This is a genomic window from Pantoea sp. Ae19-2 (assembly GCF_059801205.1).
Genome location: NZ_JBCHWE010000002.1, coordinates 236,986 through 256,981 on the forward strand (window position 1 = coordinate 236,986; position 19,996 = coordinate 256,981).

Below are 19,996 nucleotides of genomic sequence, written 5' to 3' on the forward strand. Positions count from 1 at the left end.
TCATGCGGGCTTATCCTTCCCTGCCTTACCAGGCCGCCGTCGCGACCGAGCTTTTCCTCTTGTTCCTGACAGCGAATGAACGCAGAAAGCGGCATCCTGACAACCTGTCGTGCCCATAAGTGACGTTGAACGTCTTGATTGACCAGCCGAGACTGCATGCGATTCTGCTGCACGACAGGGCCAGGGCTAACGTAATACGTTCGGCGGCACCCCGGATGCTATAAGAAATGACCAGACGCGTGCAAAGCGCCAGAGACTCACACAACGTCTCGGAATCCTCGCTGCAGCCACAGAGAAAGGGCTGCAACGACTGTTCACTGCCGGAAACAGACACAGGTTGAATATTTCCGCTTAGTAGGTAGACTGGTATACATACACACCACTAACAAAGGTTATCGTCATGCCAACTCAATCTGCCAGCGCAGAAACTGCTTATGATAAGTTGCTCAGTGCGGCGCGCGTGCTGTTTTACAACCACGGCATTAACGGGACAGGTATCGATGCCATCGTAAAGCGGGCCGGGGTCGCCAAAAAAAGCTTATATAACAACTTTGCCTCTAAAGATGAGCTGGTCGCGATTTATCTCAGGGTTCGTCACGAGGAATGGCTTGCCTTGTACAAAAATCGTCTGGACCTTGCCATGACGCCGAAAGAACGGGTACTGGCCGTATTCGCGGCTTATGAGGACCATGCTGAATTTGCCTATGAAAACGGATTTCGCGGATGTGGCCTGCTGAACGCAGCGGCAGAGTTGCCCGCCAGCGCGCCGGGACGACAGGCCGTTCGTGAGCACAAGGAGGAAGTGGAGGCGATTCTGACCGCGCATCTGACAGATTTGATGATGGGAGATGCAGAAAGCGCGCGCAAGATGGCACGGCACTTCGCTTTTCTACTGGAAGGCAGCATTTCACGAGCCGGGCTGGAAGGTAACAGCGACTGCGTGAGTCAGGCCGGTATGATTGCTGAACAACTGATGGAGGCATACTGATGCCTGCATCCGGACACCAAACGGGTGGCGCAACGGCCGTCATTATCGCGGCTGTGCTCTGGGGAACGACCGGTACAGCAGCCACCTTTGCCCCGGCTTTAAGCCCGCTGGCCGTGGGCTCGGTGGCAATGGGCATCGGTGGACTGTTCCAGGGACTTATCGCTGCAACCCCGCTTATTCGACAGCGGCGACTGATTTTTCGACATTGGCCTTTTCTGCTGACGGGCGCCCTCGCAGTGGCGGTTTATCCGCTCGCTTTTTATGCGTCTATGCGCTATGCCGGGGTCACTGTCGGCACTGTCATTTCCATCGGCTCTGCCCCGCTACTGTCAGCCCTCATTGAGTACCGTCTTGAAGGCGTACGCCTCACAAAGCAGTGGGCAGGCGGTGCCGCTACAGGGCTTGCCGGCATGATCCTGCTTTGCCTTGCGGAAAGCGGTGGGCACAGTACTGGACAAGGTTCTGCAATGACGGGCATTACGCTGGGGCTGCTGGCTGGTTTTACCTATGCCCTTTATTCGTGGTCTGCGCGGCGGTTAATGCAGGGCGGCATAGCTCCACGCGCGGCAATGGGGGCGACCTTTGGAGCGGGCGGTATCCTGCTTGTCCCTGTCCTTCTGATGACCGGCGCACCGCTTCTGGAAACCTGGAATAATGCCGCCGTCGGGATATATATGGCGCTGGTTCCAATGTTTCTGGGATATCTCTGCTATGGCTACGGACTGGCGCGCATCCCGGCCAGCATGGCAACCACGATCACGCTGCTGGAGCCGGTCGTCGCCGCTCTGCTGGCCATTCTGCTTGTCGGGGAAAGGCTGCCGCTTTCAGGTTGGGCCGGTGTAGGACTCATTATTGCCTGCCTGGGTGTGATCACCTTTCCAGCGGGCAAGCGCGCCTCCCCTTCAGCCCAACGCCGGGCTGATAACCTTTAATCTGGGGGCAGGAAAAAGGAGGAAAAAGCGGCCTTCGATGCATCCTGGGCTCTCGACATACGCACGGGCGCTCTCATTAAGCTTGAGGAAAGCAAAACCCGCCTGGAGAATGATAACTGACTCCATCCCTGAACCTGAGCAGAGGTGTCCTGTGGCGCCTGTATCAACGATAACGTCCAGGATTTACAGGGCCCCAGGGTAATCTGCATAGTCAATCCGGGTACGATGAAGACAGGACCAGAGAAATCGAATGTTCTGCTGCCTGGCGTCTCCGAGGGTTCAGGCGGGACGATACCTTTCGCTTTTTGCTCATGGCTGACATTACCAACATCAGCCGCGATGTCTCAGCCCTCTCGGTCTGCCCTTATCAAATATAAAACGCCTGTTGCAGGGCATCAGGCGTTTAAAAGCTGCCAGATTTCGATCCTTATCAGAACCTTTTATGGCCTACTTTTATCAGAACTGCTCCCAGTTTTGATCCTGTCCGCCAACCACTGCGGTCTGCGGTTTCTTAAAAACCGGCGACGATACCGCTGCGGCGCGGTTTTGCTCCCGATTATTACTGGCTAACTGACCCGCAAGCGTAATCGTGAAGGCACCCACTAAATGACCCAGCGTGGAGGCCTGATCTATCAGAGAACGCGATGCTGCGGAGGCCTGCTCAACCAGTGCGGCGTTTTGCTGTGTCGCTCCATCCATCTGATTTACGGCCTGATGGACCTGGCTGATGCCTTGCGACTGTTCTCCGGCGGCTACGGATATTTCATCCACCAGATCAGTGACCTGCCGCACCGCATCATTCATGCGTGACATGTTAGAGCCTACCCCTTCCGCCTGCTCAGAACCGGCCTCGACAAAGCCCATTGATGACTCAATCAACTCCTTGATTTCACGAGCTGAAGAGGATGAGCGCTGTGCAAGATTACGAACCTCACCCCCACCACCGCAAATCCCCGCCCCTGCTCACCAGCACGTGCAGCCTCAACGGCGGCATTCAGCGCCAGGATGTTGGTCTGGAAGGCAATCCCTTCAATGAGTGCAATGATGTCAGTGATTTTGGCTGAGCTTGCCCTGATGTCACTCATAGTGGACAGTAGTGTGCGGACACGACCAGCACTGTCTTCTGAGATATCCCGGGCGTTTTTCGCCAACTGACTGGCAAGACGCGTATTTTCAGCGGTCTGACGGACGGTTTCGCTAAGCTCGGACATACTCGCTGCTGTCTGCTCCAGGGAGGCCGCCTGCTCTTCCGTACGGGAGGACAGGTCTTCATTACCCGCCGAAATCTGTGCAGAAGCAGAGCTTACCGACTGAGCAGAAGCTTCCACCTTAGACAGTGAATCTGAAACATTCTCAATCAGATGGTTGAAGGCCCTTGCCGTCAGGCCGATTTCATCATGACGTGACTCATCAACCCTGAGAGTCAGGTCGAGTTTTTCACTGGCCTCTTCCATGGTCTGACGCATGCCGTTCAACTGACGGCGTATAGACATGATGGTTTTGATCGTGAAAAAACCCAATACAAGGATGACGGCGCCAGATCCGGCAATCAGTCCCCATAGAGTCGTATAGTAGATATGGGTATTGGTTTCATCCAGTTGAGTGCCGATATCAATATTTATCTGCAGTTGCTTACGGTAACTGCTTGTAAGCGTGCGAATGGCTTCACTCAGATTTTTACTGCTTTCATCTGAGTTCGCCGTCGATGATGACTGGGGAATCCTGTTGGTCTGCAGGAAAGGCAGCAGCCTGTCATGAATGTTTTTAATCATGACGAACGCCTCTTTGGTCAGCCGCAGATCTTCGTCGCTGGATATATCATTCTCAAGATAATGCTGATTGAGGGTATTAAGGCGCTCAACCGTTTTGTTCATTTCTGATTCAATTTGCCCCTGCCTGGCAGGGTCTTTTGCGCCCTGATAGTCGTATAGCTTAATGAGAAGTTCATTGTTCTCATCAATCAGTACGTTTAAGTCGATGATCGAAGGTATGGCGTTAATCTGAACATAGTGAAAGCGATACTGGAAGCCAGTAACGACCACGATGGAAATAATAACCATAGAAACGAGAGAAGCTGAGAGCAGAGAAAACGTAAGATAAAGTCGCTGTGAAATTGTCATACCTCACCCTGTGTGTATTTAAAAAATAAAAAACCAACGCTTAGTAAATCGTCGAAATAAACGAAAACTTGATTTTTTTAGAGAGAGGCTGGTGAGTTATGGAGATGAGTAGAGTGAGAATGTGCAGGGCCTGAACATAAACGTGAATATGGCGTAAAACCTACGGCTAACAAAGCCGCGAAAGGCTGCTCAAGTTTCGCTTTCTGCTGAATGTAGAAATTGCGCAATAAGCTGGCTGTTTTTTGCCTGAATGGGCACGGCTCACCCTTTTCACTCTGTTAGGCTAATGCAGCTTTTCATCGCTTATGATAAAAAAGATAACCCGCACTAAGGAGATTTTTATGTATCTGGATGATATTCCTTCTTCTTTTCGGCAGCATGACATGCTTTATCTGACAGCGCCTGACCTGGGCCGTGCAGAAGAAATGCAACGAAAACTGAATGCGTTCAGCTCACTTCATCATGAGTTCTTACTCTGGTCTCCGGGTTTTCACTCTATTGATTCAGTTGAGAAAAACATGGCAGATGCCGCAGATAACTTCCTGAATGACAGAGACGAATATAAGTTTTTAATCATTGAACGCAAGTCAGATGAACTCTTAGGCTGCATAAGCTTGTTCATCCGCAATCAGGCTATCCCTTACGTCGAAATCGGCTACTGGCTTGCAACCAATGCACTGGGCAAAGGCATCATGCCCGAAGCGTGCAAACTGGCCACTAAAATAGCCTCCGATTTTTTGCACGCAAAGAGAATTGAAATTCGTGTCGCGGGACGTAATGTGCGGAGTCAGTCCGTTGCATTAAAATGCGGTTTCAAACTGGAAGCCAGACTGGTTAACGAGCGCCTCGACAGCATGGGAATGACTGACGATACCTTGATCTACAGATATGGCGGTTGACTCTCCCCATCCTGTGAAGTCAGCCTTTCGCTGAGCGCGGCTCTAGACTGTTACGCATGTCCGCTTTATGCCGGGACGGGTCGTTACCCTCAAATTAACCCATCTGTGTCCTCTCACCCACGGTTTCCCTCTCCGGCGAGCCACAGAAGAAAGAACGGATGATTAAGCGCGCCCAGGGTAAACAGTCAGGCTGCTTATTTGGTGAATGATGAGGAGATTAGTTTGATACCCAGTATGCCCAGGACCGCTGAGGAAACGCGATCAACTGACGTCTTGATACGTAAATATACCTGACGCGGTTTCTCGGCAGACAGCGCGACAGAAACGATGGAGTACCAGACAAAATCGATCAAAAAGCTCATCAGAGGGATGACGACATAAAACAGTAGCGGGATATTTTTAGGCAAAAGGGCACTAAAAATAGAGGCAAAGATAATGGCTGTTTTGGGATTGCTCAGTTGTGTTAATAACCCATCTCTGAATGTTTTTAGCCATGTCTTGCTGTGCCCATTTTGTCCATTCAACGCGAGGTGTACAGGCTGAGATGCACCTTTGAAGATGTTAAAAGCCAGCCATAATAAGTAAAACCCGCCCGCCACCTTCATAACTACAAACAGTTCCGGCACCAAAAGTAGCAGCCTCTGTAGCCCAAGCATCGCGACCAGGGCAAAAATCGCAGCACCAACGCCAGTGCCTAAAGCGGTCACGATTCCGTGAAGACGAGAATGCACAACAGCATTTCTGGCAACATAGATAAAGCTTGGGCCGGGGCTTATCACCCCCATAATCAGAACGGCAGCAATGGCCATAAGGCTTGAAATCAACATCCTGGACCTCGGCAGGGAATAATCAGAGCGGCTATTCTAAAGGAAATGATCCGTTTTCACAGGGTGTGATTGTGTTGTCTCCGGGATTCGAAAACGAAACAGGCCCGCTGAAGCAGCTTCTTGCTCGTCACTATCGTTCATCGCTCACCACCCAGGCGCATCGGTTTAATACCTTTGCTGGTTACCCACGAACAGCCTGACTCACCTGTTAAATTTGTTATTAATCGGCAGCTTAAAGCCAGTGCGGTTAAAGAGGTGCCAGTCTGTATTTGCTATCCTTGGGAAACGAATTCTTGGGTTACCCTTTTTGGAGCAATAATGAGCGATATTATTAATCTGTTCACCAGCCATAAAAGTGAGCGCAGCTTTACCGATAAACCTGTTGACGATGCCATCCTTGATCGCATTATCAGCACCGCCTATCGCGCCCCTACCTCCGTTAACTCACAACAGGTTTCACTGGTCGTTACGCGGGATGCCGCTCAACGTCAGGCCATTTCAGAGATTGCCGGTGGACAGCCCTGGATTGCCAAAGCGCCCGTTTTTATCACCGTCGTTCTCGATATGCATAAATCCCGGGTCGCCATGGCGGCCGTGGGCAAAGAGCAGGTTGCTCAGGACAGCATTGAAAGTATTGTTTCTGGCGCGACTGACGTGGGCATTGCACTAGGCAGTATTATGGCCGCTGCGCGGGCGGAAGGTTTAGGCATCGTGCCCATCGGGGGAATTCGCCGCGATCCTGACGCGATGATCGAACTGCTTAATTTGCCGGAATATACTTTCCCTGTCGCGGGCGTCGTTATCGGTTACGTCGACCAGCCCGCTTTCCAGAAGCCGCGCCTGCCTCTGCAGACCTTCCGTCACGAAGAAAGTTATCACACCGAAGGTCTGGAACAGCAGATCGCCGCTTACAATGCCGAAATGGTTCAGCACTGGCAAGCCACCGGGCGAGCTGACGGCGAAAGCTGGAGCGACAGCGTGAGCGGATACTATCAGCACATCTATTTCCCAAAAGTCCTGCCTGCACTGCACAAACAGGGATTTGGTAGCGACAAATAACCGTCATTCGTCCGGGCAATGCCCGGGCGATGTCTTTCCCTCTGGCTCAACTCTCACAGGCTAACCCCTTGCCCCGTTTCGCCCCTCGTGTTTAGCACGATAGAGCGCTTCATCCGCCCGTTTAATTAATCGTTCCGCCCTTTCTGGCCCTTCCCCTGCCACCGTTGTTGCCACGCCGGCACTCAGCGTGACGCACCCGGTTTCCAGCCCTGTCGAGCTGTGCGGTATCGCTAACTTCCTGACGGCCTCAACCACGCTTGAGGCTATTTTTAACGCATCCGCGGCGCAGGTGTCGGCTAACACGATGGCAAATTCTTCTCCGCCATAGCGTGCGGCGATATCGATGCGGCGCTGGGCAAACGTCTTCAGTAAGCGTCCTACTTGTTGTAAACAGGCGTCACCCGCGACATGGCCGTAGGTATCGTTGTAGCGTTTGAAATAATCGATATCGAAAAGGATTAATGATACCGGCCCACCGCTACTGCGGCCGTGCAGCAGGCTTTTTATCAGAAAGTGGTCAAAGTACCGGCGGTTAGCCAGCCCGGTGAGCCCATCGCCGTTTGCCAGATTCTCCAGTGAATGATTCGCTTCGGTCAGTTCATCCCTGAGATGGGTTAATTCAATTTGATAGCGTAAGCTACGTTTGGCCTCATGCCGTATCAACATCCACAGCAGAATGATCGCCATCAGAAGCACCAGGCTTAATACTACGCCCTGAACCCGGCTTTCGGCCCAGCTAATCAAAAGCCCCTCTTTGTCAAATCCTGCAGCGACAACCAAGGGGTAACGGCTAGAACTGGCGAAACCAAAAATGCGGGTTACGCCGTCAACCTTCGCTTTCCACTGGCCGCTGCCGCGTTCGGCATTGGCTAACAGCTGGTGAAAAAGCGGGCTGGAGGAGAGATTTTTACCGATGTAGCTGTTCGATAAAGGACGAGCATAGAGCACGGTGCTGTCTGCCAGCATCAGCGCCAGTAAGTCCTTTGGACCAATAACAAAATAATCGTAGTAGTGACGAAAGTAATCGATGCTCACCGTGGCAAGGAGTACACCACGGAATCCCTGGTAGTTATCACTGACGCGCAGCGAAACAGGAATAACGTAGCGGCCCGAACTGCGGCTTCGTAATGCAGGCCCCACGTGCAGGCTGTTGCGTGGATTGTTGCGATGATAGCTGAAATACTCCCGGTCGGCGTTATTTCCTGAAAACGACTGCATTAACGAACTGGCGACCCATCTCCCCTGCGCATCGTAATAGAAAATACCCTCCAGCTGCGGCAGGCGGCTCTGTAACGTCCGCATGATGTCGTTGAGGGTTGAGACATCTCCGCCCGTCTCTGCCTGAGACTCGATTTCACGCTGGACTTCACGCAGCGACAGTTCCGTTTGCAGAAAGGTATCTTCGGCCTGACGGGCCTGAGCCAAAGAAAGATCAATGGCGCGTTCTTCAGTGATACGAACCGTTCTTTGCCAGTCCTGGTAAAGCGTCCAGACATTGATCACAATAACGCCAATCGTCAATAAACTTCCCGCCAGGGTAATGCTTCTGAGCAGTGGTGAAAGGCGCATCATTGCCGCATCTTTTTTTCGACGTAATTCCATGCTGGTTAACCCTTCTCTCGCCACGGGATAATGCAACATATCAGAAACAACGTGTTATCAATAACATCCTGAAAGGCCATTTATATCTGCTGTTTTCAGTTTAGATTAAGACAGGAACGCCAGCATCGCCTTGCGCCTGTTCAGAGTACAGGCAGCAGGCTCTGATAGCAGGCTGATGGTGCCAGCCTCACCGGTCGGGCGTATCGGGGAACGCGCAGATGTCGAGGCAGCGCTCCACGTCATCCATGACATGGAGAAGGAGAGGTTAACGTCGGCGGCGCCACCACCAAAACAGCAGCAGTCCGATCGTCAGCACAACTACTGCCAACCCTGCGCGGGCTATCGGTAAAAGCAGTGACGGCTCGCCGCCCTGACGCAGTGATTTCACCCGTTCCGGGGTAATGCGCACGGCACTGTTGCCTATATCCTGCATGACATAATTCGTGACGTCGGCAATTTGCGTATTATCCAGCGTATGGGCAAAACCAATCATGCCCTGACCGTTTGCGGGCCAGACACCTTCAAGCACGGCCATGGCAACGTTATCGGCCGTAGGCTTTTCCAGGATCGGATGTTTACTCAGGGCAGGTAAACCATTCAGGCCCTGTCCCTCAAGGTTATGGCAGGCGGCACAGTTGTTGCGGTATACGCGCTCGCCATCCGTTAAATCGGACAGCATGTCTGGCGTATCATCTCCGGTCACCGGCGTGAGTCCGCTAGCCGGTTCCTGAACATCTGAATCCGCGTCAGCCTCGCCTTCTTCCTGATCGGCGGCAGGCATCAGGTAGGTTGCTATGGCCGCCCGATCTTCCGGCGTCATACGCGAAAAACTCTTGTCTATCGCTTCAAGCATCGGCCCCGCCGCCGTCGCACCGTTATCGGCGTGACCGCTCGCCAGATAAGCTGCCAGCGATTCCCGTGACCACTGATCGTCACTCTGTAAGGTATTGGCGGTGATGTCAGGCGCAAACCACGTCCCTAAAGAGGCGCCCTGTAACGATTTGCTCTGCTGCTCAGCCATTAAAAAATTGCGCGGCGTATGGCAGGTGCTGCAGTGCGTTAGCCCTTCGACCAGGTAAGCCCCCCTGTTCCATTCCGCGGACTGGCTGGGATCGGGCTTGAAGGGTTTTGTGTCCAGGAAGAGGAAATTCCACGCCGCCATACTAAAGCGAAGATTAAACGGAAACGGCAAATCGGTTTTTTCTGGCTGGCTATCGACCGCTTTCACACCATGCATAAAGTAAGCATAAAGCGCAGACACATCGCTATCACTCACTTTGGCATAGGCGGTGTAAGGCATAGCCGGATACAAATGACTGCCATCGGCACGAATGCCTCTGCGTAGCGCATCGGCAAACTGTTTTTCAGTGTAGTGACCAATACCGGCTGTTTTCGAGGGCGTGATATTGGTGCTAAAAATAATGCCTAAAGGGCTACCGATAGCATGGCCGCCGCTGAACGGCGCTTTGCCTTCCTCTGTGTGGCAGGCCGCACAATCCCCAGCCACAGCAAGATATTCCCCTCGTTTTATGAGGTCAGTCTGGCTTTCCGCCCACGCGCTACTCTGAGTTGCAGTCAGCATTAGCAGCGTAGCGGGCAGCAATCGGCTCAATCGCTTACCCATGCTGTGTCTCCTGCAAAATCTTATCAGCGGTACGCAGCGCAAGCGCCATGGCGGTGAGCGTGACATTACAGGTGCCGACCGTTGGCATCACGCCGGTACCGACCATAAACAGGTTTTCATGATCGTGCGCCCGTCCCCAGACATCGGTTACGCTGGTTGCCGGATCGAGTCCCATCGACAACGTACCGATGATATGTTGACGGTTCGAAAATTTACCGCTTTTGCTGTGTCGGATATTGGTCGCACCCAGTTTTGCCGCTATCGCATCGTAGCACTCTCGCGTTTTTTCCGTGCCCTTCTGCACATAGTCATCCACATCCCAGAACAGCGCAGGCGTGGGTAATCCTAATGCATCTTTATTGCTGCTAAGGGTCACGCGGTTATCGGGATTGGGGAGCTGTTCCAGCGCATTTTTAATGCTCAGTCGGCGGGCCGCACGAAAACGAACCTGCTCCTGGAGTTTTTTACCAAAGTACCCCTCTTCCAGCACTTCCTTCGTCACCGCTGCCACCTGTGATGCATTGGAGATATCCAGACGGAATGGCGCATGTTCGCGGCGGAATTCGCCGTCTCTGAACTGCCCTATTGAACAGGGACTGACAGGTCCGCGTCCGGGCCAAATCTCTTCATCCACGTCGAAGGTGACGCCAATGGCGGGATGGTCGCAGAGATTACGACCAACATTGTCACGGGCATTGCCAATCCCGTGCGGAAATTTATCGCTGGTCGACATCAGTAAAAGCTTTGGCGTTTCAATCGCATTGGCCGCCAGAACAAATGTCTGTGCCGTAATGCGATGGCTGGTTTTATTCCAGTCATAATAGTGGGCGGCAACAATTCTGCCCTGCGCGTCATGCTCAAGCTTATACACGACCGCCTCGGTGATCACCTGAACGCCTGTGTCCTCAGCCTGCTGAGCGGCCAGACCGCCGTGATACTGAGCATCAATCGGACACACCGGCATACAGTTGTTGTTACCGCAGCAGGCCGGGCGACCATCGTAACTGCGACTGTTGCGTCCCGTGCTGTCGTCCAGCACGGTGAAGTCGGGTGCCAGTCTGGCCGTGACGCGTTGCTGAAGCCATGAAGCCGGCACGCGCGTCATCGGAAACGGTTTACTGCGTGGCGAGCCGTTGTCAGGCGAACCGCCGACGCCGGCAATGACCTCTGCCTCATAGTAATAGGGCTCCAAATCCTGATAGCCGATCGGCCAGTCTTTGCCCACGCCATAAAGGGTATGCTGCTGAAAATCATTTGGCACAAAGCGCCACAGCTGAGCAGCCCAGTGCCAGCTGGTGCCGCCAAAAATACGGATGTACTGCGCATTAAACGCCTGCGGACCGAGCTGTTGCAGATAATCATTAGGCTCAGGCGTATAGCGTGGCTGAGGTGCCATGGGAGAAAAGGGATAAGGTGACATAAAGTCAGACTTAAAGGCGGAACTGCGAAAGCGCTCGACCAGTTCATCGCGCCCAATTTTCGGCCCGGACTCAAGTAATACAACGGATTTACCCGCTTTGGCCAGTCGGGTAGCCAGCAAAGCGCCATTTACGCCCGCGCCTATCACAACGACATCCGCCGACTCATTCTTCTTCATTGATGACATTACTCATAAAAAGGATCACGGTTGACTCGCCCAGCTGCCGCAGACGCCATAGGAGAAGCTCGGCGGTACCAGTTTGTCATTCACAATTTGATTCGCGAGCGTGTTAATGTAGGTGATGTAGCGTGCATTTTTGCCTTTGCCCACAACCCCGGTGTACCAGCCGCTCAGGATAGTGCTCGCCAGCTTCGCGCTACCTGCGTCACTCTCAGCAAACGGCAGGCGTTCCTGTTGCAACAGATCGGGCTGATGGGCCAGCAGGCTACTCAAACGCAAAAGCGCAGAGGAGAAATTCTTTTGGATCTGACTCAACGTGTCATACAGCGCAGCACCCACGGTTTCGTTAAGTTCATCCTGCTGGGTAAGCTGCTGAGAAATCTGCATAAAGATATCCAGCTCATCTGTCTGGGCATCGGGTTGGGCGGCGTTGAGGCGAGCAAGAGGGAGCAGATGTCCGGCAGCGCTGGTTACAGCAACCAGACCGACCATCTTCAGCACGCGTCGGCGTGAATAGTGATTCATCATATCTTCCAGTAAAAGCCACCTGTCGCTGGCAGCAAATCAGCCTGCGTAATACGGATTATTATGCTGGCAGCGCGCATAATATTTGGGCCAGGATTCACAGCCATTCCCTGCCGCGTTCGCACCTGAAGCCGCTGATTAAGCGCCAATTCAACAGCATAATGGTTGGTGAGTCTGCCATCTGCCGCTTTCAGTCTGCGGGATCATGAACGTCTCTTTCTCAATGATCCACTGGTAATTAACTAAATGTTAACAATCCGCTGAGGATAAACCAGATAGTTGCTTGGGTTATAAATATATTAAATCGATATTAAACAAATTTGATACGAAGCGGAACTGAGAGCATGCTGGCCCATGTGGCATTTTCAGGCTATGGAGGGCGATCGTGGTCTTTGAAGCGGAGTGAAGTAAACTGCCATTCTGCCCTGCTGCAGCGGCACACGTTCTCAAGCAAACGGAGTTGATCATGCCCCCATTACGTTTACTGTTATCAGAATCGAACGATCCCTGGTTTAACCTGGCGGTAGAAGAGTGTATTTTTCGCCAGATGCCGGCTAACCAGCGCGTACTGTTTTTGTGGCGTAATGCGGAAACGGTGGTCATTGGTCGGGCGCAGAACCCGTGGAAAGAGTGCAATACACGTCGTATGGCAGAGGACGGTATTAAGCTGGCGCGACGCAGCAGTGGAGGCGGCGCGGTGTTTCACGATCTGGGCAACTGCTGCTTTACCTTTATGGCGGGCAAGCCAGGTTACGATAAAAGTGTCTCAACCGCTATCATCCTGCAGGCACTGGCAACGCTGGGCGTCAATGCGCAGGTTTCAGGACGAAACGATCTGGTGATCGACACCGGTGACGGCGTGCGCAAAATATCCGGCTCTGCTTATCGCGAAACGCCCGACCGTGGCTTTCATCACGGCACAGTTCTAATTAATGCCGATCTGTCGCGCCTGGCTGATTATCTTAATCCCGACGTGAAAAAGTTACAGGCGAAAGGCATCGCCTCCGTGCGAGCACGCGTGACAAACCTGCAAACGCTGGTGCCCAATATCAGCTACGAACGCCTTTGCCATGCCATCACGGAAGCCTGTTTTGAACACTTTGCCACTCGCTGTGAACCCGATGTTATTTCTCCTGATAACCTGCCGGATCTGCCGGGCTTTGAACAACAGTTTGCCCGTCAAAGCAGTTGGGCGTGGAATTTTGGCCAGGCGCCAGACTTTTCGCATCTTCTGGATCATCGCTTTGTATGGGGCGGCGTGGAGATACATTTTGATGTTGAACGGGGCGCCATTAGCCGCTGTCAGATATTTAGCGACAGCCTGAACCCTGCGCCACTGGAGGTGCTGGCCTCCCGCTTACAGGGTGCAGCCTATCAGCCTGACGTTATGGCTCAGCATGTAGAAACGTTGAAAACGGACTATCCGCTGCAGCAGCACGAACTGGATGAGCTTGCACAATGGCTGGTGACAAGTCTCCGCTGACAGTCCGGTGAGCGAGGTAGCGTTTGCCCGGCTCAGCAGCATAAATGGGCCGCATCAGACGATTGCCTGCGGCTGCCCAGGTTCACTTAGCTTCCCGTATTGACGCGTTTGCCGATATCTTTCAGTTGCGAATATTTTTCAAGCAATCGCGGTCCATCATCCAGGCTCATGGCAAACATCCACAGATAGGTCATGACCGAATAGATGTGCCCTGCGTTACCCATCCCTTTACGGGTCATGGACAGGATGGTAAAGGCAAACAGCAGCGCCGCTGCTGTACCTATCGTTATAAAACCTAACGCCTCGCGATCGGATAGCCCTATGCGTAATCGCGCCAGTACGCCGTAGTGTTTCGCCAGAGCGGGTGCCTGGGCAACGGTGACCAGGCTAACCTCTTTTTCAAGCCGGTTATTCAGACGGCCAAACAGCGCTTCGTTCTTGCGCGAGAAGCCCGGCAGAAAGCAGGCAAGTATCAACAAAATGATCAGACAGCCCACGCCCGTCCAGAACTCAATTACCAGAAGCATAATGGCTGCGCCGCTAATCGATGCCAGAGAGGTGATCAGCGTTGGCAGATGCAGCTCAAAAAAATCGACAAACTCACGTGACAATGTCACGCGAGCGGCGATAGTGGAAGCATTTTGCTTCTCGTGACGTTGTGCCACGATAACCGGCACGGCCAGTCCGGCATAAATACGGGCGAAGGTGCGGGTATCAACGCTGCGTCTTGCGGCGCCTATTGCCCACATTGCAAAGACCATGACCGCATAAAGCACAGCATGAAGCGCCTGCCCGGTGACAATGGCGTTAATGGCGAACCCGGCTAACAGCGGATAAAGCAGGTAGGTAACGTTTTCCGCCACCACTAACAGCAGGGTAAGAACGAGCTTTTTACTGTGACGACGTCCCAGCATCTTGAGGGTGGCAATGGCATTTTGCGGCGCCGTCTCCGGCGTTATTGTTTTGTGAGAACACATGATTTTCTTTTGGTAAACGGTTAAAATTGAGCGGTCGCTCAATAGCCAGCGCATCGTATTTGAGCGATTGCTCAAAGTCAATCCAGGAGTCATAATGAAAGCATCAACGGCAACATCTGGAGAAACACGCAAAGAGACGATTATTGCGGGCGCCATCGCGCTGTTTATCGAGAAGGGAATTGAAAAAACCACGACACGTGACTTAACGGAATCGCTGGGTATTTCACGCAGCCATATTTATCACTACTTTCCTGACTGGCACACGCTCACCCTGACTGCGCTGGAGCACTTTATGCAGCGCGAGTTGGATGATTTCACCCTTGAGCTGGCCGCGCTGGATCCTGTGCAGCAACTACACTCTATGATTGAAGGCCACATTCCTGACACATCAGATTCAGTCTGGCGGCTTTATGCTTCCTTCTGGCAAATGGCCAGCCATAATGCCGATTACGCTGAACTGGCCGACAAGATTATCGCCGGTTGGGATGCGTTGCTCTGCAAGATTATTCGCGCGGGCGTTGAACAAGGGTGCTTGCATACGGATGATGTGGCACGCAGCGCACGCCAGCTTAACGCCCTGCTCAACGGCTACGCCGATCTGCTGAGTATTACGTCTTCACCCGCGCGAATTGAGCAGGCGTTGGCCGACATTCACCACTTTGTGCAATTTATGCGTTAACGGAGCGGGAAGTCAGTAAAGCGCCGTTTTCTTCTTTATTGCCATTAATTAAATGTTAAATAGAAGTTATACGAATGATGTGCAGTACGCTTTAAATGTGTCATTCAAATGGCGCGCGCTTTACATTTTGTGACTTGATTAATCTCAAATTTTATCGCTTATTCGCGCAGAAATGCTTGCTAACACACTTTATTTTTCTCGCCCAGACTGATGCTGAAATGCGATAAGCAGGTGTTTTTTGGCGCTTTATTGTTTACAGGTTTTGATAAAAGTGGCTGCCCTGGCCGTTAATTTGGGTCTAAGTCGCTGGTTTATAAAGTAAATACATTAACAAATCCTCATAAAATTAATCATTGAGTCCTGTGATAAAAACCAATATATTGGCCGCGTTTTTAACACTAGCTCTAAATTTTATTCACTTATCCAACTGCAGCGTGATGCCACGCCCGGTTGTAGGAGAGATATGATGACGGATAAAGTCCGTATTGATAGTTTGAATGCGAATACATTAAACGGTAACAATGAGTCTTATCTGGCCCGCCAGGCCGAGTTTGAATCAAATGTTCGAAGTTATCCGCGTAAATTACCATTAGCGATTGCGAAAGCTAATGGTGTCTGGATCACAGACGTCGAGAACAAACAGTATCTTGACTGTCTTGCCGGTGCCGGAACGCTTGCGTTAGGTCATAATCACCCTGACGTACTGCAAAGCATCCAAAATGTCATTACCAGCGGCTTGCCGTTACATACTCTGGATCTGACCACGCCACTCAAAGATGCGTTTTCAGAATACCTGCTCTCCCTGTTACCGGGTCAGGGCAAAGAATACTGCCTGCAATTCACCGGTCCTTCCGGCGCGGATGCCGTTGAAGCCGCTATCAAGCTGGCGAAGAAACATACTGGCCGTTCAGGGGTGATCAGCTTCTCCGGGGGTTATCACGGCATGACGCACGGTGCGCTTTCTGTCACCGGTAACCTGTCACCGAAAGAAGCCGTTAACGGCATGATGCCTGAAGTGCAGTTTATGCCTTATCCGCACCTGTACCGTTGCCCGCTGGGCATTGGTGGTGACGCGGGCGTAAAAGCGCTGACCTACTACTTCGAAAACCTGATCAACGACGTTGAAAGTGGTGTGCGCAAACCTGCGGCCGTGATCCTCGAAGCAGTTCAGGGTGAAGGCGGCGTGAACCCTGCCCCGGCTGAATGGCTGCAGCGCATCCGTAAAGTTACCCAGGAACACGGTATTCTGCTGATTCTGGATGAAGTTCAGGCAGGTTTTGCCCGCACTGGTAAATTCTTTGCGTTCGAGCATGCCGGTATTGAGCCCGATATCATTGTAATGTCAAAAGCCGTCGGCGGCGGTTTGCCGCTTGCCGTGCTGGGGATCAAAAAGCAGTTTGATGCCTGGTCACCTGGCCACCACACCGGGACATTCCGTGGCAACCAACTGGCCATGGCAACCGGCCTGACCACGCTGAAGCTGCTGAAAGAAAACAACATCGCTGGCAGCGTCGCTGAAAAAGGTGAGTGGCTGAAAGGCAAACTTGCCGAACTGCAGAAACGTTATCCTGCCATCGGTAACGTTCGCGGTCTTGGCCTGATGATCGGTATTGAAATGGTCAAGCCGAACGAAGCGCAGGATCATATGGGCTGCTACCCGGCCGATGGCGATTTATCGGCTCTGGTTCAGAAGAAATGCTTTGAAAACGGTCTGATCCTTGAGCGCGGGGGACGTCACGGTTGCGTATTGCGTCTGCTGCCTTCCCTGTTGATCAATCATGACGAAATGCAGGTTTTCCTGGATAAGTTCGAAAGCGCCCTGCTTGCCGCTGGCGTCGAAGCAGTTTGAGTGGAGTAAATTCGATGTCACGGTCAAATCCGATTCTGGCGTCCTCAGTGCAAAGCACTGAGGCTTACCAGCAGGCTATCGCACAAAGCAGTGCGGCAGTGGTTAAGTGGCTGGAACAGCCTGAAATGTATCAGGGTAAAACAGTTGCTGAACTGCGCGAACGTATCCAATTGGACTTTAATCCCGAGGGCCTGGGCAACCAGGCCGCCATTGAGCGCGCGATTGAGTATTTCCTGAAAGACAGTCTGTCGGTCCATCACCCACAGTGTGTGGCGCATTTGCACTGCCCGAGTCTGGTCATTAGCCAGGCTGCCGAGGTGCTGATTAACGCGACGAATCAGAGTATGGATTCCTGGGATCAGGCGCCTTCTGCCACCCTGATTGAAATGAAGCTGATTGAATGGCTGCGTTCACAGGTGGGTTATCAGGCAGGCGATGCCGGTGTGTTCACCAGCGGCGGCACCCAGAGCAATCTGATGGGGCTGATGCTGGCGCGTGATGCCTTCTTTGCCCGTCAGGGCCATTCTGTTCAGCAGGACGGACTGATCGGCGATCTCAGAAAGATCAAAGTCTTTTGTTCAGAGAATGCCCACTTCTCCGTGCAGAAGAACATGGCGCTCCTCGGCCTGGGCTACCAGTCCGTGACGTTAGTGAAATGCGATGAGTTTGCACGCATGGACATAACCGATCTGGCTGACAAACTGGCACAGTCGAAAGCCAATAATGAACAGGTGCTGGCCATTGTCGCGACAGCAGGCACCACCGACGCCGGTGCTATCGATCCGCTGCGTGATATCGTCAAACTGGCCGCAGAGCAGAAAATCTGGGTGCACGTTGACGCGGCCTGGGGCGGTGCATTGCTGCTGTCAGAGAAGTATCGTCATTATCTGGACGGGCTGGACCTGGTGGATTCCGTTACGCTGGACTTCCACAAACAGTTTTTCCAGACCATCAGCTGCGGTGCTTTTCTGTTAAAAGAAGCCCGTCACTATGAGCTGATGCGCTATCAGGCGGCATACCTGAACTCTGAGTTTGATGAAGCACAGGGCGTGCCGAATCTGGTTTCGAAATCGTTGCAGACCACCCGTCGTTTTGATGCGCTGAAACTGTGGATGGGGCTGGAAGCCCTCGGTCAGAAGCAGTACGCCGCCATTATCGACCATGGCGTAACGCTGGCTCAGCAGGTGGCGCAGTTTGTTGAGCAGCACGACGCCTTGGAACTGGTTATGAAACCTCAACTGGCAAGCGTCCTGTTCCGTTATCGTCCACAACAGATGGCGGAGTGGAGCGATGCCGACGTTGCGCTGTTCAATCAGCGTATTGGCGATGCTCTGCTGGAATCAGGTCGCGCCAACGTTGGCGTGACCGAGCATAACGGCGTTACCTGTCTGAAAATGACGTTGTTAAATCCAACCGTGACGCTGGAAGATATTACCGTCCTGCTGGCACTGCTTGAGAAAACAGCTCAGTCATTACGCTAAATGCTTTATCATGCCGGTGACAGTGTCACCGGCATGGCGCTTTTATTCCCCATGCTGATGGCGCATGAGTCCGCTGCACCTTCCCTCTGAATGCCTCCCTGCCCCTTTAATCAACAGGTTATCATCTGTTTGGACGTCACGGCGTTGCTGGACTTGCCGTTTGCAGGTCTCTTTAAGGCGAAGAAAAAGCGCAGCACCTATGGGATATCGCGCAGCACTGGCGTGATCATCTCCGTGGCCGAAAACAGCGAGAACGGCTGACGCAGAAACGTTATCGTCCTTCTGTTGATAACCGGAGGAGCACAATGACCTATCAAATCTCAGGCCTGAAAGCCGATGCTTTCACTCACCTTTACGGACAGAACGAGCGCTATTTAAAACAACATGGCGTAATGAGACTGAAAGTAGAAAACGCTCCTGGTTATCCCGACAGAATTTCACTGCGTGATATCCCGGCGGGTGAAACCGCGCTGCTGATTAATCATCTCTATCAACCGGCCCGAACGCCTTATTATGGTTCTCATGCGATCTACCTCTGGGAGCACTGTACCCAACAGGGCATTTACATTAATGCATTACCCCCGGTCATGACGCACCGGCTTCTTTCGTTACGGGGCTTTGATGTGCAAGATTTACTGATCCAGGCAGACGTCTGCGAAGGAAAAGCAGCAGACGAAATGATAACGCACTTTTTTAGCCACCCGACGGTGCGCTATATCCAGGTCCATAACGCCAGGCAGGGATGTTATTCCTGCCGGGTAGATCGTTGTGAGTAACGGGCCCGGCAGTGACCGGGGGAAGGCGAAAGGTGCGCTTCGTCTGTTTTGTTCCCGAAGTCGGTGAGGCGCAGAGAGTGAAATGATACAGCGCGCTCAGATAGCCCAGGAATGCGTGCAGCAGATTTTCAGAACAGACAGCGAATATGTCCAGTCAGCGCTTGCACCCTGAGGCACCATACTGCAGGATCGGTTTTTTACCGCATTTATCGGAAAGACTATGACCGTTCACGCCTCTAAAGATCCCCTGCATGGCGTTACGCTTGAAATGCAGGTCAACAGCCTTGTCGCACAGTATGGCTGGCCTGAACTGAGTAAGCGCATCAATATTAACTGTTTTAAAAACGACCCCAGCGTGAAGTCCAGCCTGAAGTTTTTACGCCGTACGCCGTGGGCGCGGGCAGAAGTGGAAGCGCTCTATCTGGCTTCGCTGAGTGAATCTCAGCCGGATTCTGCGCCCCCAGCCAGTGATGATCCCTGGGCTAACTGGCGCGAAGATAAAACCTGAAAACGTGTTAACGCCCTTCTAAACAAAAAAAAGCCCGCGTCACGGATGGCGCGGGCTTAGTTTCGTT

General features: G+C 52.6%; 16 protein-coding genes and 1 pseudogene. 10 read left to right on the forward strand and 7 right to left on the reverse strand.

Annotated features, from left to right (window positions below; genetic code table 11):
* Positions 1-400: 400 nt before the first annotated feature.
* Together AAIE03_RS21700 and AAIE03_RS21705 are read left to right on the forward strand one after the other, a co-directional pair.
* Positions 401-988 carry a TetR/AcrR family transcriptional regulator gene (locus AAIE03_RS21700; protein ID WP_013027929.1) on the forward strand — a complete coding sequence of 196 codons (588 nt, stop codon included), beginning with the start codon at positions 401-403 and terminating at the stop codon, positions 986-988.
* The gene (locus AAIE03_RS21705) at positions 988-1,920 is read left to right on the forward strand and encodes a DMT family transporter (protein WP_013027930.1); all 933 of its coding nucleotides are present in this window, start codon (positions 988-990) and stop codon (positions 1,918-1,920) included. The genes AAIE03_RS21700 and AAIE03_RS21705 overlap by 1 nt, the downstream gene beginning before the upstream one ends.
* A gap of 456 nt (positions 1,921-2,376) precedes the next feature.
* On the opposite strand, the pseudogene AAIE03_RS21710 reads toward AAIE03_RS21705, so the two are convergent.
* Positions 2,377-4,040 (reverse strand): annotated as a pseudogene (locus AAIE03_RS21710) (methyl-accepting chemotaxis protein).
* Between the two features lie 341 nt (positions 4,041-4,381).
* Here AAIE03_RS21710 and AAIE03_RS21715 point away from each other — a divergent pair.
* Positions 4,382-4,939 (forward strand): GNAT family N-acetyltransferase, encoded by a 558-nt coding sequence (locus tag AAIE03_RS21715; protein WP_014333214.1) that lies wholly within the window; start codon positions 4,382-4,384, stop codon positions 4,937-4,939.
* A 194-nt stretch (positions 4,940-5,133) separates the two neighbouring features.
* Here AAIE03_RS21715 and AAIE03_RS21720 read toward each other — a convergent pair whose 3' ends face one another.
* Positions 5,134-5,766, reverse strand: coding sequence for a LysE family translocator (locus tag AAIE03_RS21720; protein ID WP_013027933.1), 633 nt, complete (start codon positions 5,764-5,766; stop codon positions 5,134-5,136).
* A gap of 318 nt (positions 5,767-6,084) precedes the next feature.
* Here AAIE03_RS21720 and AAIE03_RS21725 point away from each other — a divergent pair, with 318 nt between their 5' ends.
* Complete coding sequence (locus AAIE03_RS21725; protein WP_029569646.1) at positions 6,085-6,825, forward strand: nitroreductase family protein; 741 nt, start codon at positions 6,085-6,087, stop codon at positions 6,823-6,825.
* 60 nt (positions 6,826-6,885) lie between these two features.
* On the opposite strand, the gene AAIE03_RS21730 is transcribed toward AAIE03_RS21725, so the two are convergent.
* From AAIE03_RS21730 to AAIE03_RS21745, 4 genes are all read right to left on the reverse strand, one after another.
* Positions 6,886-8,427 (reverse strand): sensor domain-containing diguanylate cyclase, encoded by a 1,542-nt coding sequence (locus AAIE03_RS21730; protein ID WP_026021009.1) that lies wholly within the window; start codon positions 8,425-8,427, stop codon positions 6,886-6,888.
* A gap of 265 nt (positions 8,428-8,692) precedes the next feature.
* The gene (locus AAIE03_RS21735; protein ID WP_014333217.1) at positions 8,693-10,051 is read right to left on the reverse strand and encodes a c-type cytochrome; all 1,359 of its coding nucleotides are present in this window, start codon (positions 10,049-10,051) and stop codon (positions 8,693-8,695) included.
* Positions 10,044-11,648: a GMC family oxidoreductase gene (locus AAIE03_RS21740; protein WP_014598283.1), complete on the reverse strand. Its 1,605-nt coding sequence runs from the start codon at positions 11,646-11,648 to the stop codon at positions 10,044-10,046. Before AAIE03_RS21740 ends, AAIE03_RS21735 begins: the two co-directional genes overlap by 8 nt.
* A gap of 24 nt (positions 11,649-11,672) precedes the next feature.
* On the reverse strand, positions 11,673-12,176 hold the full coding sequence (locus tag AAIE03_RS21745; protein ID WP_014598282.1) for a sugar dehydrogenase complex small subunit: 504 nt from the start codon (positions 12,174-12,176) through the stop codon (positions 11,673-11,675).
* 466 nt (positions 12,177-12,642) lie between these two features.
* On the opposite strand from AAIE03_RS21745, the gene lplA reads away from it, so the two are divergent.
* Positions 12,643-13,659 carry a lipoate--protein ligase gene (lplA, locus tag AAIE03_RS21750; protein ID WP_089517847.1) on the forward strand — a complete coding sequence of 339 codons (1,017 nt, stop codon included), beginning with the start codon at positions 12,643-12,645 and terminating at the stop codon, positions 13,657-13,659.
* Positions 13,660-13,745: 86 nt separating this feature from the next.
* On the opposite strand, the gene AAIE03_RS21755 is transcribed toward lplA, so the two are convergent.
* Entirely contained in the window at positions 13,746-14,636 is an 891-nt protein-coding gene (locus AAIE03_RS21755; RefSeq protein ID WP_128392700.1) for an ABC transporter six-transmembrane domain-containing protein, read from the reverse strand.
* A 94-nt stretch (positions 14,637-14,730) separates the two neighbouring features.
* On the opposite strand from AAIE03_RS21755, the gene AAIE03_RS21760 reads away from it, so the two are divergent.
* The 5 genes from AAIE03_RS21760 to AAIE03_RS21780 all read left to right on the forward strand — a co-directional run bounded on the left by AAIE03_RS21760 (position 14,731) and on the right by AAIE03_RS21780 (position 19,929).
* Positions 14,731-15,315 carry a TetR/AcrR family transcriptional regulator gene (locus AAIE03_RS21760; RefSeq protein ID WP_014333223.1) on the forward strand — a complete coding sequence of 195 codons (585 nt, stop codon included), beginning with the start codon at positions 14,731-14,733 and terminating at the stop codon, positions 15,313-15,315.
* A 466-nt stretch (positions 15,316-15,781) separates the two neighbouring features.
* The gene (locus AAIE03_RS21765; RefSeq protein WP_014598279.1) at positions 15,782-17,164 is read left to right on the forward strand and encodes a diaminobutyrate--2-oxoglutarate transaminase; all 1,383 of its coding nucleotides are present in this window, start codon (positions 15,782-15,784) and stop codon (positions 17,162-17,164) included.
* A gap of 14 nt (positions 17,165-17,178) precedes the next feature.
* A complete protein-coding gene (locus AAIE03_RS21770) occupies positions 17,179-18,645 on the forward strand; it encodes a pyridoxal phosphate-dependent decarboxylase family protein (RefSeq protein ID WP_014333224.1) in 1,467 nt (488 codons plus the stop codon).
* Positions 18,646-18,950: 305 nt separating this feature from the next.
* Positions 18,951-19,421, forward strand: a complete 471-nt coding sequence (locus tag AAIE03_RS21775) for a DUF1203 domain-containing protein (protein ID WP_013027943.1) — start codon at positions 18,951-18,953, stop codon at positions 19,419-19,421.
* 220 nt (positions 19,422-19,641) lie between these two features.
* Positions 19,642-19,929, forward strand: a complete 288-nt coding sequence (locus tag AAIE03_RS21780; RefSeq protein WP_014333227.1) for a VF530 family protein — start codon at positions 19,642-19,644, stop codon at positions 19,927-19,929.
* Positions 19,930-19,996 lie beyond the last annotated feature (67 nt).

Coding starts and splice junctions, on each gene's coding strand:
- AAIE03_RS21700 (WP_013027929.1), top strand. CDS start 401: ATGCCAACTCAATCTGCCAGCGCAGAAACTGCTTATGATAAGTTGCTC.
- AAIE03_RS21705 (WP_013027930.1), top strand. CDS start 988: ATGCCTGCATCCGGACACCAAACGGGTGGCGCAACGGCCGTCATTATC.
- AAIE03_RS21715 (WP_014333214.1), top strand. CDS start 4,382: ATGTATCTGGATGATATTCCTTCTTCTTTTCGGCAGCATGACATGCTT.
- AAIE03_RS21720 (WP_013027933.1), bottom strand. CDS start 5,766: ATGTTGATTTCAAGCCTTATGGCCATTGCTGCCGTTCTGATTATGGGG.
- AAIE03_RS21725 (WP_029569646.1), top strand. CDS start 6,085: ATGAGCGATATTATTAATCTGTTCACCAGCCATAAAAGTGAGCGCAGC.
- AAIE03_RS21730 (WP_026021009.1), bottom strand. CDS start 8,427: ATGGAATTACGTCGAAAAAAAGATGCGGCAATGATGCGCCTTTCACCA.
- AAIE03_RS21735 (WP_014333217.1), bottom strand. CDS start 10,051: ATGGGTAAGCGATTGAGCCGATTGCTGCCCGCTACGCTGCTAATGCTG.
- AAIE03_RS21740 (WP_014598283.1), bottom strand. CDS start 11,648: ATGAAGAAGAATGAGTCGGCGGATGTCGTTGTGATAGGCGCGGGCGTA.
- AAIE03_RS21745 (WP_014598282.1), bottom strand. CDS start 12,176: ATGAATCACTATTCACGCCGACGCGTGCTGAAGATGGTCGGTCTGGTT.
- lplA (WP_089517847.1), top strand. CDS start 12,643: ATGCCCCCATTACGTTTACTGTTATCAGAATCGAACGATCCCTGGTTT.
- AAIE03_RS21755 (WP_128392700.1), bottom strand. CDS start 14,636: ATGTGTTCTCACAAAACAATAACGCCGGAGACGGCGCCGCAAAATGCC.
- AAIE03_RS21760 (WP_014333223.1), top strand. CDS start 14,731: ATGAAAGCATCAACGGCAACATCTGGAGAAACACGCAAAGAGACGATT.
- AAIE03_RS21765 (WP_014598279.1), top strand. CDS start 15,782: ATGACGGATAAAGTCCGTATTGATAGTTTGAATGCGAATACATTAAAC.
- AAIE03_RS21770 (WP_014333224.1), top strand. CDS start 17,179: ATGTCACGGTCAAATCCGATTCTGGCGTCCTCAGTGCAAAGCACTGAG.
- AAIE03_RS21775 (WP_013027943.1), top strand. CDS start 18,951: ATGACCTATCAAATCTCAGGCCTGAAAGCCGATGCTTTCACTCACCTT.
- AAIE03_RS21780 (WP_014333227.1), top strand. CDS start 19,642: ATGACCGTTCACGCCTCTAAAGATCCCCTGCATGGCGTTACGCTTGAA.